Source organism: Streptomyces tailanensis (assembly GCF_008386495.1).
GTDB lineage: Bacteria > Actinomycetota > Actinomycetes > Streptomycetales > Streptomycetaceae > Streptomyces > Streptomyces tailanensis.
Genome location: NZ_VTHJ01000033.1, coordinates 13,604 through 29,079, shown reverse-complemented (window position 1 = coordinate 29,079; position 15,476 = coordinate 13,604). Strand labels below are relative to the sequence as shown.

The 15,476-nt window shown below is 71.3% G+C and carries 12 protein-coding genes, 1 tRNA gene and 1 riboswitch; of the genes, 7 read left to right on the top strand and 6 right to left on the bottom strand.

The genetic code is table 11. The features are described from left to right. The first annotated feature begins 21 nt into the window (after positions 1 to 21). Positions 22 to 588, top strand: a complete 567-nt coding sequence (cyaB, locus tag F3T56_RS25230; RefSeq protein ID WP_149827663.1) for a class IV adenylate cyclase — start codon at positions 22 to 24, stop codon at positions 586 to 588. A gap of 57 nt (positions 589 to 645) precedes the next feature. Here cyaB and F3T56_RS25225 read toward each other — a convergent pair. After that, a tRNA-Met gene (locus F3T56_RS25225) sits at positions 646 to 719 on the bottom strand. 110 nt (positions 720 to 829) lie between these two features. Beyond that, complete coding sequence (locus F3T56_RS25220; RefSeq protein WP_149827662.1) at positions 830 to 1,972, bottom strand: dihydrofolate reductase family protein; 1,143 nt, start codon at positions 1,970 to 1,972, stop codon at positions 830 to 832. Positions 1,973 to 2,078: 106 nt separating this feature from the next. Here F3T56_RS25220 and F3T56_RS25215 point away from each other — a divergent pair, with 106 nt between their 5' ends. The 5 genes from F3T56_RS25215 to F3T56_RS25195 all read left to right on the top strand — a co-directional run bounded on the left by F3T56_RS25215 (position 2,079) and on the right by F3T56_RS25195 (position 7,278). Further along, on the top strand, positions 2,079 to 2,591 hold the full coding sequence (locus F3T56_RS25215; protein WP_149827661.1) for a MarR family winged helix-turn-helix transcriptional regulator: 513 nt from the start codon (positions 2,079 to 2,081) through the stop codon (positions 2,589 to 2,591). Between the two features lie 169 nt (positions 2,592 to 2,760). Then, the gene (locus F3T56_RS25210; RefSeq protein WP_149827660.1) at positions 2,761 to 3,393 is read left to right on the top strand and encodes a GTP cyclohydrolase II; all 633 of its coding nucleotides are present in this window, start codon (positions 2,761 to 2,763) and stop codon (positions 3,391 to 3,393) included. Positions 3,394 to 3,531: 138 nt separating this feature from the next. Further along, the gene (locus F3T56_RS25205) at positions 3,532 to 4,689 is read left to right on the top strand and encodes a PP2C family protein-serine/threonine phosphatase (protein ID WP_172639127.1); all 1,158 of its coding nucleotides are present in this window, start codon (positions 3,532 to 3,534) and stop codon (positions 4,687 to 4,689) included. 267 nt (positions 4,690 to 4,956) lie between these two features. Further along, positions 4,957 to 5,120: riboswitch (cyclic di-AMP (ydaO/yuaA leader) on the top strand. Between the two features lie 11 nt (positions 5,121 to 5,131). After that, the gene (locus F3T56_RS25200) at positions 5,132 to 6,187 is read left to right on the top strand and encodes a M23 family metallopeptidase (protein WP_149827659.1); all 1,056 of its coding nucleotides are present in this window, start codon (positions 5,132 to 5,134) and stop codon (positions 6,185 to 6,187) included. A gap of 146 nt (positions 6,188 to 6,333) precedes the next feature. After that, a complete protein-coding gene (locus tag F3T56_RS25195) occupies positions 6,334 to 7,278 on the top strand; it encodes an aldo/keto reductase (RefSeq protein WP_149827658.1) in 945 nt (314 codons plus the stop codon). A gap of 181 nt (positions 7,279 to 7,459) precedes the next feature. Here the strand turns inward: F3T56_RS25195 and F3T56_RS25190 are convergent, their stop codons facing one another. The 4 genes from F3T56_RS25190 to F3T56_RS25175 all read right to left on the bottom strand — a co-directional run bounded on the left by F3T56_RS25190 (position 7,460) and on the right by F3T56_RS25175 (position 12,621). Continuing rightward, the gene (locus F3T56_RS25190; RefSeq protein ID WP_149827657.1) at positions 7,460 to 8,821 is read right to left on the bottom strand and encodes a PrsW family intramembrane metalloprotease; all 1,362 of its coding nucleotides are present in this window, start codon (positions 8,819 to 8,821) and stop codon (positions 7,460 to 7,462) included. A gap of 83 nt (positions 8,822 to 8,904) precedes the next feature. After that, positions 8,905 to 9,726, bottom strand: coding sequence for a tRNA (guanosine(46)-N7)-methyltransferase TrmB (trmB, locus tag F3T56_RS25185; protein ID WP_149827656.1), 822 nt, complete (start codon positions 9,724 to 9,726; stop codon positions 8,905 to 8,907). Positions 9,727 to 9,775: 49 nt separating this feature from the next. Further along, a complete protein-coding gene (gene lhgO, locus F3T56_RS25180) occupies positions 9,776 to 11,005 on the bottom strand; it encodes an L-2-hydroxyglutarate oxidase (protein WP_172639134.1) in 1,230 nt (409 codons plus the stop codon). Positions 11,006 to 11,196: 191 nt separating this feature from the next. Next, positions 11,197 to 12,621, bottom strand: a complete 1,425-nt coding sequence (locus F3T56_RS25175; RefSeq protein WP_149827654.1) for an NsdA family TPR-like regulatory protein — start codon at positions 12,619 to 12,621, stop codon at positions 11,197 to 11,199. Between the two features lie 736 nt (positions 12,622 to 13,357). Between F3T56_RS25175 and F3T56_RS25170 the strand changes: the two genes are divergently transcribed. Then, complete coding sequence (locus F3T56_RS25170) at positions 13,358 to 15,451, top strand: asparagine synthase-related protein (RefSeq protein WP_149827653.1); 2,094 nt, start codon at positions 13,358 to 13,360, stop codon at positions 15,449 to 15,451. The last annotated feature ends 25 nt before the right edge of the window (positions 15,452 to 15,476 follow it).

Sequence of the window (15,476 nt, the reverse complement as noted above, 5' to 3'; positions counted from 1 at the left end):
GAAGGTGGGAGGGAACAGCCGGTGATCGAGGCGGAGTTGAAGGCCCGGGTGCGTACGCCGGAGGCGGTCGCGGGGGCGCTCGGCGAGCGGGCCGAGGTGCGCGTCGAGACGTACCAGGACACGTACTACGACCGGCCCGACGGGAGCCTGCGCGCCCGCGACGAGGAACTGCGGCTCCGGTTCGTGGTCGACCACGGCACGGGCGACCGCCGTACCCTGCTCACCTTCAAGGGGGCCGTCGTCGACGAGGCGTCCGGCTCCAAACCCGAGTACGAGACCCGGGTGGAGGACTCGCAGGCCGCCCACGCCACCCTGGAGCACCTCGGCTACGTACCGGCGATCGTCGTCAAGAAGCGGTGCCGCAGCTACGCCTTCGAGGCGTACGGGCGCAGGATGCTCGCCACTCTGGTCCGCGTCCCCGAGCTCGACGGCACTTTCCTGGAGATCGAGACCATGGTCGAGGAGGAGACCGACGTCACAGCGGCCCTGGACGACATCCGTACGGTCCTCGCCGAGCTCGGCATCGCCCCGGAGGACCTCACACGCGAGCTGTACACGGATGCGGTGCGGGTGGCCCGCCGCGCATAGCCATCGGAAAACACCTGGGGCCGGAATCCTCATCGGATTCCGGCCCCAGGCCTTCAGTAGCGGGGACAGGATTTGAACCTGCGACCTCTGGGTTATGAGCCCAGCGAGCTACCGAGCTGCTCCACCCCGCGTCGTTGAAACCAGTGTACGCCATCCGCGGGACACCCAGCACACGGTTTTACGACGGCCCCCGTCACCCACCCCTTCACCCACGTCCACCCGCCACCCAACCCACCGCTCGTCAGGGCAGCAGATGCCCGTTCGGCGCCTTCGCCGCCCCCTCGTACTCCGGGAGTACGACGACGTCGACGCCCTCCGCCGCCAGCACCGCGTTGCCGGCGGCGGCGTTCTCGACGAACGTGTCCGGCTCGCGCCAGGCCGTGACGACGCGCCGTACGCCCGCGTCGAGGAGGAGCCGGGCGCAGGGGGCGGGGCGGGAGGTGCGGCGGGCGCACGGCTCCAGGCTGCTGTAGACGGTGGCGGAGGCGAGGCGCGGGTCGGCGGGGTCGAGTTTGGCGAGGGCCGCCTCCTCGGCGTGGACCACAAGGTCGCCGTTCTCCCGGGAGTGGCCGCGGGCCAGCTCCGTACCGTCCGCCGCGACGACGACCGCGCCCACGCTGAACGCCGTCCGGGAGGGCGGGCAGGCGAGGGCCAGTTCGCAGGCGAGCGCCAGCCAGTGCCGGTCGGCGGGGGAGACGGCCGGGCCGGTGCCGGGGAGGGTGGGGACGTACCGGATGAGGACGACGTCGCCGATGGGCCGGGTCTCCAGCAGCCGGAGGCGGCTGCGCGGTCCGCCGGGGTACGCGCCCGTCCCGAACATCCGCGGTGCGTCCGCCTCGCCCACGAAGACGGGCGCCACGGCCAGCTGGAGTTCGTCCGCGAGCCCCTGCTGGAGGAGCTGGGTGTGCACGCGTCCGCCGCCCTCGACCATGAGGCGCCGGACGCCGCGTACGTCGCCGAGGTGGGCGAGGGTCGCCGGCCAGTCCAGTTCTGCCCCGAGGGGGACGACGTCGGCGGCGATCCCGGCCCCGCGCAGCCGTTCCGCGCCCTTGTCCGTCGTGTACACGACCTTCTCGCCGCCGGTGTGCCAGAACTGGGCCGCCGGGTCGAGGTCGCCGGACGCGCTGACCGTGACCTTGAGCGGGTACTCGGGGAGGCCGGCAGCGACCCGGGTCGCGCGCCGCTCGGGGGAGTTGACCAGCAGCCGGGGGTTGTCGGTGCGCAGGGTGCCGGCGCCGATCAGGATGGCGTCGCTGGCCGCGCGCACCTCGTCGACCCGGTCGAAGTCGGCCGGGCCGGAGAGCAGCAGCCGTTCGGGCCCGGTGTCGTCCAGGTAGCCGTCGAGGGAGACGGCGGCGGACAACAGGACGTAGGGCAGGGACATGGACGCGCTCCATACTCCATAGCTGAGGGCCGGGGTCTTGCGTTGGAAGGGTTGCCTCGAAAGGGTGGCCTTGGTTCAAGTTTTAAACACTAACTACACTCTACGTATGACGACCCGCTGGCTCACCCCCGACGAGCAGCGAGCCTGGCGTGCCTACGTCGCCGCGAGCTCGCTCCTGGAGGACGCGCTCGACCGGCAGCTCCAGCAGGAGGCCGGCATGCCGCACCTCTACTACTCCATGCTGGCCGCCCTCTCCGAGGCGCCGGACCGGCGGATGCGGATGACCGACCTCGCCGAGCGCCTGAAGATCACGCGCAGCCGGCTGACGTATGTCGTGACCCGGCTGGAGAAGGACGGCGTGCTGCGGCGCGAGAACTGCCAGTGGGACAAGCGCGGCAGCATCGCCGTACTGACCGACGAGGGCATGGCCCTGCTGGAGCGTACGGCGCCGGGCCACGTCGAAACGGTTCGCAAGGCGGTCTTCGACCACCTCACCCCGGAGCAGATCGGGCAGCTGGAGGAGATCAGCCTGGGCATCGCGGCGGCGATCCAGGGCGAGGACGGCCCACACCCCACGGCCCCCGACGACCTGCCGTGGCGCCGCCGCTCGTGCGGGTGATCCCCGAACTCCGGGTCCCGAACTCCGGGTGATTCCCGAACTCCCGGGAATGTGACCCATCCCAAATCAGTTGCTTGAAATTTGAAGCAGGGTTAGAGTCCTGGCCCATGGTTCTTGCTTCAAATCTGAATCAAGACCGTCACGCCCGCACCAGGACCGGAGATCCCGCATGCCCGACTTCCCCGCTGCCACCCCGCGTGCCCGCGTCCGGGTGCCGCTGCGTTTCCACGACGGCTACAGCGTCGACGCCGAACTGGTCACCTTCCACGGCCTCGTCGACGGCCAGGAGCACCTGGCGATCGTCCTCGGCGACCCGGCACCCGGCACGCCTCCGCTGGTCCGGCTGCACTCCGAGTGCCTGACCGGCGACGTCCTCGGCTCGGCCCGCTGCGACTGCGGCCCGCAGCTGCGCGAGGCGGTGGAGCGGATCGCCGACCGCGGCGGGGTCCTCCTCTACCTCCGCCAGGAGGGCCGCGGCATCGGCCTCTACAACAAGCTCGACGCGTACGCCCTCCAGGACCAGGGCCTCGACACCTACGAGGCGAACGCGGCGCTCGGGCTGCCCGAGGACGCGCGCGACTACACGGCCGCGGCCCAGATGCTGGACGCCCTGGGCATCGCCGAACTGGACCTGCTCTCCAACAACCCCGACAAGGCCCAGCAACTCCGCGACCTCGGCGTCGGCGTCCAGCACCGCGTCCCCACCGGCGTCTTCACCACCGCCCACAACGTCCGCTACCTCCGCGCCAAGGTCCTCCAGACCCAGCACACCCTCCTGCTCCCGGAACTGGCGGCGGGCTGAGAAGGGGACCGGGGGCGGAAGCGGGTATGGACGGCTAGCCCACTCGGCCCCACCGACTGGCCGCCCGCCCGTACCCCCGGAAACCCTGGACCCGTGGGGCAGTCAGAGGGTGTGCAGGGCGGGCGAGGTGCAGCGGGCGTGAAGGGGCCGGTCGGGCGGCGCTTCTTCTACGCCCGCGCCCTCCTCCGCGCTCTCCCGGCTCTCCTCGTCCTCACAGGCCTCTTCTACGACCGCTTCACCCCACGCGAGTTCACGGCGGTCCCCTTCTTCACCGCCGCCCCCCTCGTGGCAGCCCCGCTGCTCTCGCTCACGGGCACGGTGGTCACGGGCGTCGCCTCCGTCGCCGGCATCGTCGTCGTACACCTCCGCTACGGCGACGCGGGCCATGTGGACGCGATCACCGAGATCACCACGGTGGCCACGGTCGCCGTACTGGCCGTGGTCATCAACAGACTCGTCCACCGCAGCAGCGCCCGCCTCGCCACCGCCCGGGAGATCGCCGAGGCCGCGCAGCGGGCCGTACTGCCGGAGCCGCAGGAACGGATCGGCGGTCTGGAGATCGCCGCGCGGTACGAGGCGGCGCAGGCCGGGGCGTCGATCGGGGGCGATCTGTACGCCGTACAGGACTCACCCCACGGCATACGGCTGATCGTGGCCGACGTACGCGGCAAGGGGCTCGGCGCGGTGTCGGCCGTCGCGGTGCTGATCGGCGCGTTCCGGGAGGCGGCCGAGCAGGAGACCACCCTCGAAGCGGTCGCCCAGCGACTGGAACGGGCCCTCGCCCGGGACGCCGCGCGACGGGAGGCGACCCACCGGAGCACGAGCGAGGCGTATGAGGAGTATCAGGCGGACGGGGCATATGAGGCGTACGAGGCGTACGAGGCGTACGAGGGGTTCGCCACAGCCGTACTCGCGGAGTTTCCGCACGGCGTCGGCCTCGCCCGCATCGTCAACCGAGGCCATCCGTCCCCCCTGCTGCTGTACGCCGACGGCACCCTGCGCACGCTGGACGCACCCACCCCTGCACTCCCGCTCGGCATGGGTGATCTGGGCGCCTGGCCGGACCGCGCCGAGCAGGCCGAGTTCCCCGTCGGCGCGACCCTGCTCTTCTACACCGACGGCCTCTCCGAGGCCCGGGACGCGCACGGCGTCTTCTACGACCCGGCCGAACGCCTCTCCGGGCGCACCTTCCCCGGCCCGCGCGCCGTGTTGACGACCCTCGCGGAGGAGGTACGCGCCCACACCGGCGGCGGTCTGACGGACGATATGGCACTGCTGGCCGTACGCCGCCCGTGACCGTGCCATCGACCGTCTCCTCATCTCCCTCACCTTTGCGTCACTCTACGTATCCACACGAACCCCCTCCGCATAGCAACTGACGTGCCGTCAGTACGTCTGTGACGCCTGGGGCAAGGTCAACTCGCCCGTTTTCCGCCCCTCATGACCCGTAAGTCCAGCGCAAAAGCCGGAACGATCACTCGGAACCGCTTGGAATGCGGCCCTCGCGTCTATTAACGTTCGATAACGCAGCGCGGTCGTCCCAGCCGTCACAAGAGGCGGCTCCGTGCTCACGCGCCGAATCCCGTACCTGTACGGGAACCGGGGAACCACCACCCTGGGGTGAATCGCGCGGAAGCCGTCGTGGCAGCACGACAGGTTTACGCGCGTAGGAGACCTTCCTGCTCCGAACCCGTCAGCTAACCCGGTAGGCGAGAAGGAAGGAAAGGAGTACGCCCACGTGGCGTCCAACCGGTCCGCGACCGAAGCCCCGTTCGTGCCGAGCCAACGCACCGGCGACAGCGAGACGTTCGCCTACGGCAGCTACAACGCCGAGAACGAGGGCCCCTTCCAGGAGTGGAACCCCACCGAGGAGTCCATTCGTCCCGTTCGCGGCCGGCACCGCGTCGCCAAGCAGCGTCAGCGCGGCGGACTCGCCCGTAGCTCCACGGTTCTCGGTGTCGGTGTCATAGCCGCCGTCGGCGGCGCCGGCATGGCCAGCGCGCAGACCGGCAAGCCCCCGGTGTCCATCTCGATGCCGGACATGCCGAACGTCGGCTCGGTCTTCGAGGAAGACGAAGCCGACGAGCCGGAGCCCCAGGCCTCCACCGCCCCGCTCAGCAGCGCCGGCCTGATCGCCGCCGACACGGAGCAGGGCACCGCGGACGCCGGCGAGGCGCTGCGCGCCCGCATCATGCAGCAGGCCGAGTCGCAGCAGGACGCGTTCGACAAGGCCTCCGCCGAGGCCGCGCAGACCGCCGCCGCGAAGAAGGCCGCCGAGCAGGCCGCGCAGGAGAAGAAGGAAGCCGAGGCCAAGGAAGCCGCCGAGAAGAAGGCGGCGGAGGAGGAGGCCGCGAGGAAGGCGGAAGAGGAGCGCCTCGCCGCCCTCGCCAAGCAGTACGCGCTCCCGACCTCCTCGTACACCCTCACCTCCTACTTCGGCCAGGCCGGCTCCTACTGGTCCTCCGGCTACCACACCGGCCTCGACTTCGCCGCCCCCACCGGCACCCCGATCAAGGCGGTGCACAGCGGCACGATCACCCAGGCCGGCTGGGAGGGTTCGTACGGCTACAAGACCGTCCTCACCCTCGATGACGGCACCGAGATCTGGTACGCCCACCAGTCCTCCATCGGCGTGAGCGTCGGCCAGAAGGTCGCCACCGGCGACGTCATCGGCCGCGTGGGCGCCACCGGCAACGTCACCGGTGCCCACCTCCACCTGGAGGTCCACCCCGGCGGCTCCGGCACCGGCATCGACCCGGCGGCGTGGCTGCGCAGCAAGGGCCTGAGCATCTGACCCCGCCTTGTTGATCGGCGGCTGAGCCTCAGTAATTGGCAGCTCAGTCCCACGGACGTGCCGTGTCGGCGGCGTGTCCGTGGGACTGAGCTGCCAATCGCGCGTCCACGGAATGCGGGCGTCCGGCCCGGCGGTTGAAGAGAAGCATGACTTCTCTTCGCAAGCTGGGTACGTCCGACCTCGAGGTCTTCCCGCTCGCCCTCGGCGGCAACGTCTTCGGCTGGACGGCAGACGAGAAAGACTCCTTCGCCGTCCTCGACGCCTACACGGCCGCGGGCGGCAACTTCATCGACACCGCCGACTCCTACTCGGCGTGGGTCGAGGGCAACGAGGGCGGGGAGTCCGAGACGATCATCGGCAACTGGGTCGCCGCCCGCGGCAACCGCGCCGACATGGTGATCGCGACCAAGGTGAGCCAGCACCCGCGGTACCAGGGCCTGACCGCCGCCAACATCAAGGCCGCGGCCGACGCCTCCCTCACCCGCCTCGGCACCGACTACATCGACCTCTACTACACCCACTTCGACAAGCCCGAGGTCCCCGTCGAGGAGATCATCACCGCCCTCGACGACCTGGTGAAGGCCGGCAAGGTCCGCGCCATAGCCGCCTCCAACATCACCCCCGAGCGCCTCAAGGCATCCCTGGACTTCTCGGCCACCGAGGGCCTCGCCCGCTACGTCGCCCTCCAGCCCCACTACAACCTGGTCTCCCGCGACACGTACGAGGGCCCCCTCCAGGCCCTGGCCGCCGAGTACGGCCTCGCCGCCGTTCCCTACTTCGCCCTGGCCAAGGGCTTCCTCACTGGCAAGTACCGGCCCGGCGCCACGATCGACAGCCCCCGTGCCGCAGGCGCCGGCGCCTACCTCGACACCCCGCGAGGCCCCCGAGTCCTGACCGCGCTCGACTCCATCGCCGAGTCCCGCGGCACCGACGTGGCCACGGTCGCCCTGGCCTGGCTCCTAGCCCAGCCCACCATCACGGCCCCCATCGCCTCGGCCCGCACCGTCGACCAACTCCCACCCCTGCTGGCCGTAGCCGACCTGACCCTGACCCCGGAGGAACTCAACCACCTGACAGCGGCCTCGTCGTAGCCCACTGCCACCTCGCCCTTTCTCTTCCGGCACCCGGCGGCTGGGGCTGGGCGGGGGTGGGCTGCGCAACTCGGCGCTACGAGATGCCGCTGCGCCCACCCTCCCCCACTCTCGGCTGCGCTCGAGCGGGAGGTACCCCCATCGCCCCAGCGGCACGACTGTCCGCAGCTACGAACAACGACTACGACCGGTACGGGTTGTACGCCGGATGCGGCGTCACCCCGTACACCACCGGCTGCGTATAGGCCGACCGGTACTCGTACCCGCCGTACCCGTCCCCGTACCCGTACCAGCCACGATGCCCGTACGCCCCCGGCCAAGCCACCCCTACCCCCCGCCCCGCATACGCCAACGCCGGCCGCGCCAGCTCCCGTCGGCGCCACAGCTCGAACAGCAGCTCCCGCTCGCGGAGCACGAAGTCACCCCCGGCCCGCCCTCGCCGCCCCCGACGCCGCAGAAAGGCCAGCGACGTCGCGTACGCCTCGTACTCCGCGACCGCCCGCGCCCCGGCCTTCCCGAAGTGATGCGCCGCATAGTCCCGCGCGACCCTCCGCGCCCGCATCGACCCCAGTACAAACGGCTCCGGCACAGTCAGCCACCCGGCAGCCGCATACGCCGGCAACTCCTCCCGCACGGCCCGCAACTCCCGCTGTCGGGTCCATATCGCCAACCACGTCAGCAGCCCGAACGCCGGCACCATGAACCCGGCGTACACCGCGAAGAACCCGTACTCCCCGAACGTCGCCGACCCGTTCCAGATCGCATGCATCCCCATGGCGAGCAACAGCCCACCCACCGGCAGCAGAACCCGCCGCACATGCTGCCGCTCGGCCGACCACGCCGCGATCCCGAACCCGATGCCCGTGAGCACGGTGAACAGGGGGTGCGCGAACGGCGACATGATCACCCGCACGAAGAACGTGGCCGCGGTGACCGACGCCAGCCCGCTCCCCCCGCTGAGCTGATCCGTCCCGAACGCGGTCCCCAGATACAGAATGTTCTCGGTGAACGCGAACCCGGTGGCGGTGACCCCCGCTATCACCACGCCGTCCACGATCCCGGTGAAGTCCCGCCGCCGGAACAGGAAGATCAATAAGACGGCGGCGCCCTTGGCGGTCTCCTCCACCACCGGCGCGATGACGGTGGCGCCCAACGTGTCCGCGTGCGAGGGATCGGCGGTGGCGGTGGCTATCCATCTCGTCGCGAAGCTGTTCGCCACGATCGCTATCAGCGCCGCCGCACAAGCCCCCCAGGCGAACGCGAAGAACAGGTTCTTCCAGGGCCCGGGCTCCACCCGGTCCAGCCACCGGAACGCGGCCATGAGCACCGGCACGGGCAGCACCGCGAGCCCGAGCCCGACGAGGAACCCCTCGGTGCCGGTCTGTTCGCGTACGAGGGCCAGGATGACGAGCCCGGAGAGCGCGAGCAGCGCGATGAGCGCCCCGTACTTCACGCTCTTCCGTTGCCACCAGCGCACGGGCCTGAACACACCCCCACGGACGGGGCCGCTGGGATGGGACGGGTAGGGGGGACTGGTGGCCATTGCATTGACCCTAACGGGGGATGGGCGCTGCCCTGTTCTTCCTGCTCTTCAGCCGCTCAAGCTCAGGCCCAAGCCGGAGTCGCTCAAGACCGCTCATCGAGCGGCTCACGCTGCTGTACGCGGCGGAAGAGCAGATCGTTCACCACATGACCCTTGTCCAGTCCCTGCCCCTCGAAACGGGTCAGCGGCCGGAAGCCGGGACGTGGCGCGAACCCGCCGTCGGCCCGGGTGTTCTCGAAGTCCGGATGGGCGGTCAGCACGTCCAGCATCTGTTCGGCGTACGGCTCCCAGTCCGTCGCGCAGTGGACGATCGCCCCCGGCCTGAGCCGTGACGCGACGAGCGTGAGGAACTCCGGCTGGATGATCCGCCGCTTGTGGTGCCGCTTCTTCGGCCAGGGGTCGGGGAAGTAGACCCGAAGACCGTCCAGGGAATCCGGCGCGAGCATCTCCCGCAGCAGAATGATCGCGTCCCCGTTCGCGACCCGGATGTTGGACAGCCCGGCCCGGTCCGCGAGATTGAGCAGATTGCCCTGCCCGGGGGTGTGCACATCCACGGCCAGCACATTGGTCCCGGGATCGGCGGCGGCCATCTGAGCCGTCGCCTCGCCCATCCCGAACCCGATCTCCAGCACGACGGGCTTCTCGTTCCCGAACAGCTCGACGAGATCGAGCTCGCGCCCATCGATATCGAGCCCCCACTTGGGCCACAGCCGCTGCAACGCGTCCGCCTGCCCGGCCGTCACCCGGCTCCGCCGCGGCTGAAAACTCCGGATCCGCCGCTCGAAATGAGCCCCGGCCGGATCAGCCTTCGGCCCATCGGGAAACCGAGGCTCCCCCTTGGCCCGGGGACGACGAAGGGAGGCACCGGGGGTGCGGGGCTCGGGAGCGTTGGCGAAGTCAGACACAGTGACCCAATTTTACGGCGAGCTCAGCCACCCCCACGGCCCGAGCCCGTCACACCTGCCCCAACGCCTGCAACGCCCGCCTCCCCACCTCCCGCCCGATCGGCAGCGAAGCGGTAGCCGCAGGTGAAGGCGCGTTCAGCACATGCACGGCCCGCGCCCCCTCCCGGATCAGGAAGTCATCGACCAGGGTTCCGTCCCGCAGCACGGCCTGGGCCCGCACCCCCGCCGCCGCAGGCAGGAGATCCCCTTCGGAGACGCCGGGCAGCAACCGCCGCACCGCCCCGGTGAACGCCCGCTTCGACACCGACCGCCGAAGCTCCCCGGCGCCGTACCGCCAGTGCCGCCGGGCTATCCGCCAGGACCCGGGCCACGCCAGCGTCGCCCCGAGCTCCCGCACCCGTACGGTCCCCCACCCGTACCCCTCCCGGGCCAGCGCGGGCACGGCATTGGGCCCTACATGCACACCCCCGTCGATGCCCCGGGTCAGATGCACCCCGAGGAACGGAAACGCCGGATCGGGCACCGGATACACCAGCCCCCGCACCATCTCCGGCCGGGCGAGCTCGTAGTACTCCCCCCGGAACGGCACGATCCGCATCCCCGGCTCGTCCCCGGTCATCCGGGCCACCTCGTCGCACCGCAGCCCGGCGCAGTTCACCAGCACCCGCCCCCGTACGACGTCACCGCGCCGGGTCCGTACGGCGACCCCGAGCGAGGCCCGCCGGTCGATCCGCTCGACCTCGGCGCCGTACCGGATGTCGGCCCCGGAGGCAGCGGCGAGCTGCCGCGCGACGCCGACGAAGTCGCAGATCCCGGTGGTCCCGACGTGTATGGCGGCGAGCCCGCGCACCTCCGGCTCGTACTCGGTGATCTGGGCGGGCCCCAGCTCCCGCACCGGAATCCCGTTCTCCCGTCCGCGCTGGACGAGGGCGTGCAGCCGGGGCAGTTCGGACCGTTCCGTCGCGACGATCAGCTTCCCGGTGACCGCGTGGGCGATCCCGTACTCGGCGCAGAACTTGACCATCTCGGCAGCGCCCTTGACCGCGTACCGCGCCTTCAGCGACCCGGGCCGGTAGTAGATCCCGCTGTGGATGACCCCGCTGTTCCGCCCGGTCTGGTGCCGGGCGGGCCCCGCTTCCTTCTCCAGCACGGTCACCCGCGTCCCCGGCGCGGCCCGTGTGATCGCATACGCCGTCGACAGCCCGACGATCCCCCCGCCGACCACAAGCACGTCACAGTCGTACCCGACCTGCCTCGACACGCACCCCACCTCCCGCATCCGATAGTGCACTGCACCACTGACAATGCCCTCAAACACGGGAAGCCGTCTGCATGGCGCCGATCACGTTCTCGGGGCCGGGCGCCCAAAGCCGCGCCCCAAAGGGGCGCGGGGGAACTGCGCGACCAGCCACAAGCCACCTGCAGCCGCAAATCAACACGAACCCGGCAGACGAGTAGGCACCCACCAGCCTAGGCCGGCGTCATCAACAAGGGCCGCGCCCTCTCCCGCAACTCAATAACCCGCGGCTCATCCCCATACGGCTCCAGCCGATGCAGAAGATCCTTCACATACTCGGTCGTGCGAGCCGAAGAAATGCGCCCCGCGACCTCCACCGCCCGCACCCCCTGCTCGCACGCCGCATCGAGGTTGCCGGACTCCAGCTCGGCGACCGCCGACACGACGAGCCGCAGCCCGTGCGAGCGTACGAACTCCTCCGTCGGCCGCGACAGTGCCTGCTCGGTGAAGCGGCGCACCTGACGCGGCGCCTTGAGGTCGCGGTAGCACTCCGCGGCGTCGGCGGCGAACCGGTCGTAGCCGTAGAAGCCGAGCCACGACGGATCGTTGTCGCCGTCGCGGGCCCGCTCCAGCCAGCCCTCGGCGGCCTTGAGAGCCGCCCCGGCGGCCGCGGCGTCCCCCGCGCGCGCGTGGGCACGCGCTTCGACGAGCCGGAAGAAGCTCATCGTGCGGGCGGTGGCGAGCCCCCGGTTGCGTTCGAGCGCGGCCTGCGCGAGGTCGACGCCCTCGTCGCCGAAGCCCCGATAGGTCGCCTGCAACGACATCGTCGCCAGCACATACCCGCCCAGCGGTACGTCGGCCGCGGCCCGCGCGAGCCGCAGCGCCTGGATGTAGTACCGCTGCGCGGCCTCCTGTTGACCCGTGTCAAAAGCCATCCAGCCGGCGAGGCGGGTGAGTTCGGCGGAGGCTCCGAAGAGCGCGCGGCCGACCTCGTCGGAGTACGAGCCGAGCAGCAGCGGCGCGGCCTCGACCCGCAGACACTCGGGCACCATGGACGAACGCCAGTCGCCGCCCCCGTACTTGGAGTCCCAGCGCCTGGCGTCCTCGGCGGCCTCACGCAGCTTCTGCACATCGCTGTGGCCGACTTTCAGCGGCGACCCGGAGCCCTCCGCGGAGCTCGCCTCGCGCGCCACCGAACTGTCGGCCGGGGTTATCAGCCAGCGTGAGGCGGGCGTGGCGTACGCGCTGACCGCGAACGATCCGGCGAGGGACTGCCAGATGCCGCCGGTGCCGGCGCGGCGGCCGGCGAGGTCGAGGCGGTACAGCTCCGTCGCCGCGCGCACCGCCTGTCCGACGTCACGAGGGAAGGCGAGGCCCACTTCGGGTGCGGGATCCGCGTCCGCCAGGCCGATCTCGTGGAGCGGCACGGGGCGGCCGAGCTTCTGGCCGATCGCGGCGGCGATGAGATGCGGCGCGGCACCCTGCGGGACCATGCCCTTGGAGACCCACCGTGCCACCGACGTCTTGTCGTAGCGAAGTGTCAACCCGCGTTGAGCGCCAAGATCGTTGACGCGACGCGCGAGTCCTGCGTTGCTGATTCCCGCGAGGGCGAGAACGGCGCCGAGCTTTTCGTTCGGCCCGCGTTGCTCCCTGGACATTGCGCCACCCCTCGAACAGACGGCTGCCGCGGCGGCATAGGCACGCGGCATTCGTAAACCCAGCGTAGTTCGCCGCATCCCAAGCGTTAAGGGGGCCGAATCCGGATGGCGGGATTGTGGTCCGTACGAATTTGCGGAGAGAGTACGGACTGTTGCGGTGTGCTCCCGCTGTGTGGCCGTGCGCCCGTCCGTGCGCTCTTCTCCGGCCATCGGGGGAGCGGTTCCATGGCTGTGCGTGGGTCGGCCCGCTGTACTGGATCCAGTGGGCTGGGGGACACCGCCGCCTCCATCCCCGCGGGCGGCGGACCGGTCCGGGAGGCGAACTCCGCCTCCCGGACTGTGCGTTGACACTGGGTGTCCGTCGGGGCCTGTACGGAGCGTGTGTGAGTTCTGCCCTACGATTCCGATTTGGCTGAAAATCGACGGTGGTCGTGGAGGGTGATTACCCCTCCGACCACGTCTCTTGAGGGCGCGTTAGGTGTTTTGGGGGAGCGTACCGGGGGCGCATTCACGTCGTAGACCCGGGGGCCATCTCTGTCGACCACCCCTGTACATCGGCGAGTTGAGGGCGACGTGAGAGCGTTTTGAGGGTGTGACGGGGGAGCGCTCGTGGCTCTCCAGGGGCGCACTTACCGGTGCGCAAGCCTTCCCGCACGCCCTCCGGCGAGCCTCCTTCGTGGCAGCATGGGAGCCGTTCGTACGGTGCACTGGTTGTCCACAGCCTGTGGAGGCGTCGATGCGGTGGTTGGTGGGATGGAGCAGTACTGCCGCCGGCGCTCCCGTGATCGGCGGCGCCGGAGCGACCGGACAGGACGGCGAGACCGTGCACCCGGTCGGCTCCCAGATCCTGTGGGGCGACCCCGATCCGCTGTGGGCCGTCGGCGACTGGCGCCCCGACGAGATCCGCGTCGTGAAGGCCGACGAACAGACCAGGATCGCGGTCCTCGGTATCTGCGGCGCCTCCGACGAGCAGCTGCGCGTGGGCCTGTTCGCCGCCCGCGGTGGCGCCTTGCGCCATCTGACCGCCTGGCCCGGCAGTTACACGGCCGTCGTCCAGGTCGGCCGCCGGATCACCGTCTGCGGCGACCTCGCGGGCGCGCGCCCCGTCTTCCACACCCCCTGGGCGGGCGGTACGGCCTACGCGACCGCCGCCCTCCCCCTCGCCGACCTCATCGAGGCCAACCTCGACTTCGGGCACCTCGCCGCCCTGCTCGCCGCCCCCGACGTACCGGACGCCCTCCATGACTCCACTCCGTACGACGGCGTGCGCCGCATTCCCCCGGGGCATGCGCTGATCCTGCGCGCCGGGGCACGCGAGATCGCCGGGTACGAACCCGTGGCCTCCCTCGCCGTCGCCGCCCCCTCCGCCGACCCCGCCAGCGCGGTGGACGGCGTCCGCGATGCCCTCGTAGAGGCCGTACGGGTCCGGCTGTCGGCCCCTCGCCACGTGCCGGACGTCGACCCCGGCCCGGTCCCCGGCATGGGCCCGGCCGAACGCCGCGCCGCCCGCGGCATGCCCGTCCCCGGCATCGGCGCCGACCTCTCCGGCGGCCCCGCCTCGGGCACACTGGCCCTCCTCGCCGCCGGCCTCCCCGGCGCCCCCGGCACGGTCCTGGGCCACGGCGCCGGCGCCGGCGAACGCCTCCTGGCCGTCACCTTCAACGACTTGGCGACCCCTGGCCGCGAAGCCGAACTCGAACGGGCGGGCACCCTGGCCGCCAACCCCCGCCTGCACCACGTAGTAGTAACGGGCAGCGAGGAAACACTCCCGTACGCCGACCTCGAAGTCCCCCTCACCGACGAACCGGGCCCCTCCCTCGTCACCGCCGCCCGCCACCGCGCCCGCCTCGCCTCGGGCAGCGCGGACCACTTCACCGGCTACGGCGCCCGCCAGGTCCTGGACGCCCACCCCGCCCGCCTCGCCGACCTCCTGATGGACCGCAAACGCCGCCACCTGGTCCGCCCGGTAGCCGCCCTTGCCAAGGCGGACGGCTCGGTGATGGTCCCCGCACGCGTCTACAGCGCCGCGCGCAAACTGTCCCGCACCCCGTACAGAGCCGGCGTGGAAGTGCTGGCCGCCCGCCTGATGCAACGCCGCTTCGAGGAACCCGGAGGCGCGGTAGGGGCTTCCCTGGCGGCCCTCACCTGGGCAAGACCGGGCCCAGCGGCCCGCTGGCTGACGGGGGAGGCTCTGGCAGAAGTATCGATTCGCCTGGGTGCGACGACGGGCCGCCCGAGCGTCGGCCCTGGCCAACGCCCTGGCGACTTCCGCGCCCGCGCGGCTCTGGCCCGCCACGCCGCGGACCTGAGGATCCTGGAACAGGCCGCGGAGATCCGCTCCCAACGCCTCCACGCCCCCTTCCTCGACAACCAGGTCGTACGCGCCTGCCGGGCCCTCCCCGAAGCCCTCCGCGTCCAGCCCGGCGCCCGCGCCGCCATCCTCCGTACGGTCCTGGAGGGCGCCGGCATCACCGACCTCCCACCCGGCTGGGGTGCCCCCTCCCACGCCACCTCCGCCACCGCGGCCCGCACCGGCCTCCGCGTCGCCGCCGACACCCTGATCACCCTCTTCGACACCCCCCTCCTGGCCCAGGCGGGCCTGGTCGAAGCCCGAGTGGTCCGCAAGGCCCTACGCGCCGCCGCCGAGGGCGAACCCCTCCCCCTGGACGGCCTGGCAGACCTGGTCTCCCTGGAACTATGGCTACGCCGCCTCCTCTCCCGCCGAGGCACCTGCTGGACGGGCACGCCCGCGAGACAGCGGGCGGTCCCGGCGGGGATCAGGCCACAGAGGGGGGCGCTGGGGGAGGGGGCTACGGCGCGGAGGGCGTGATGGGGGTGGGGGCGCCCTCGTAAGG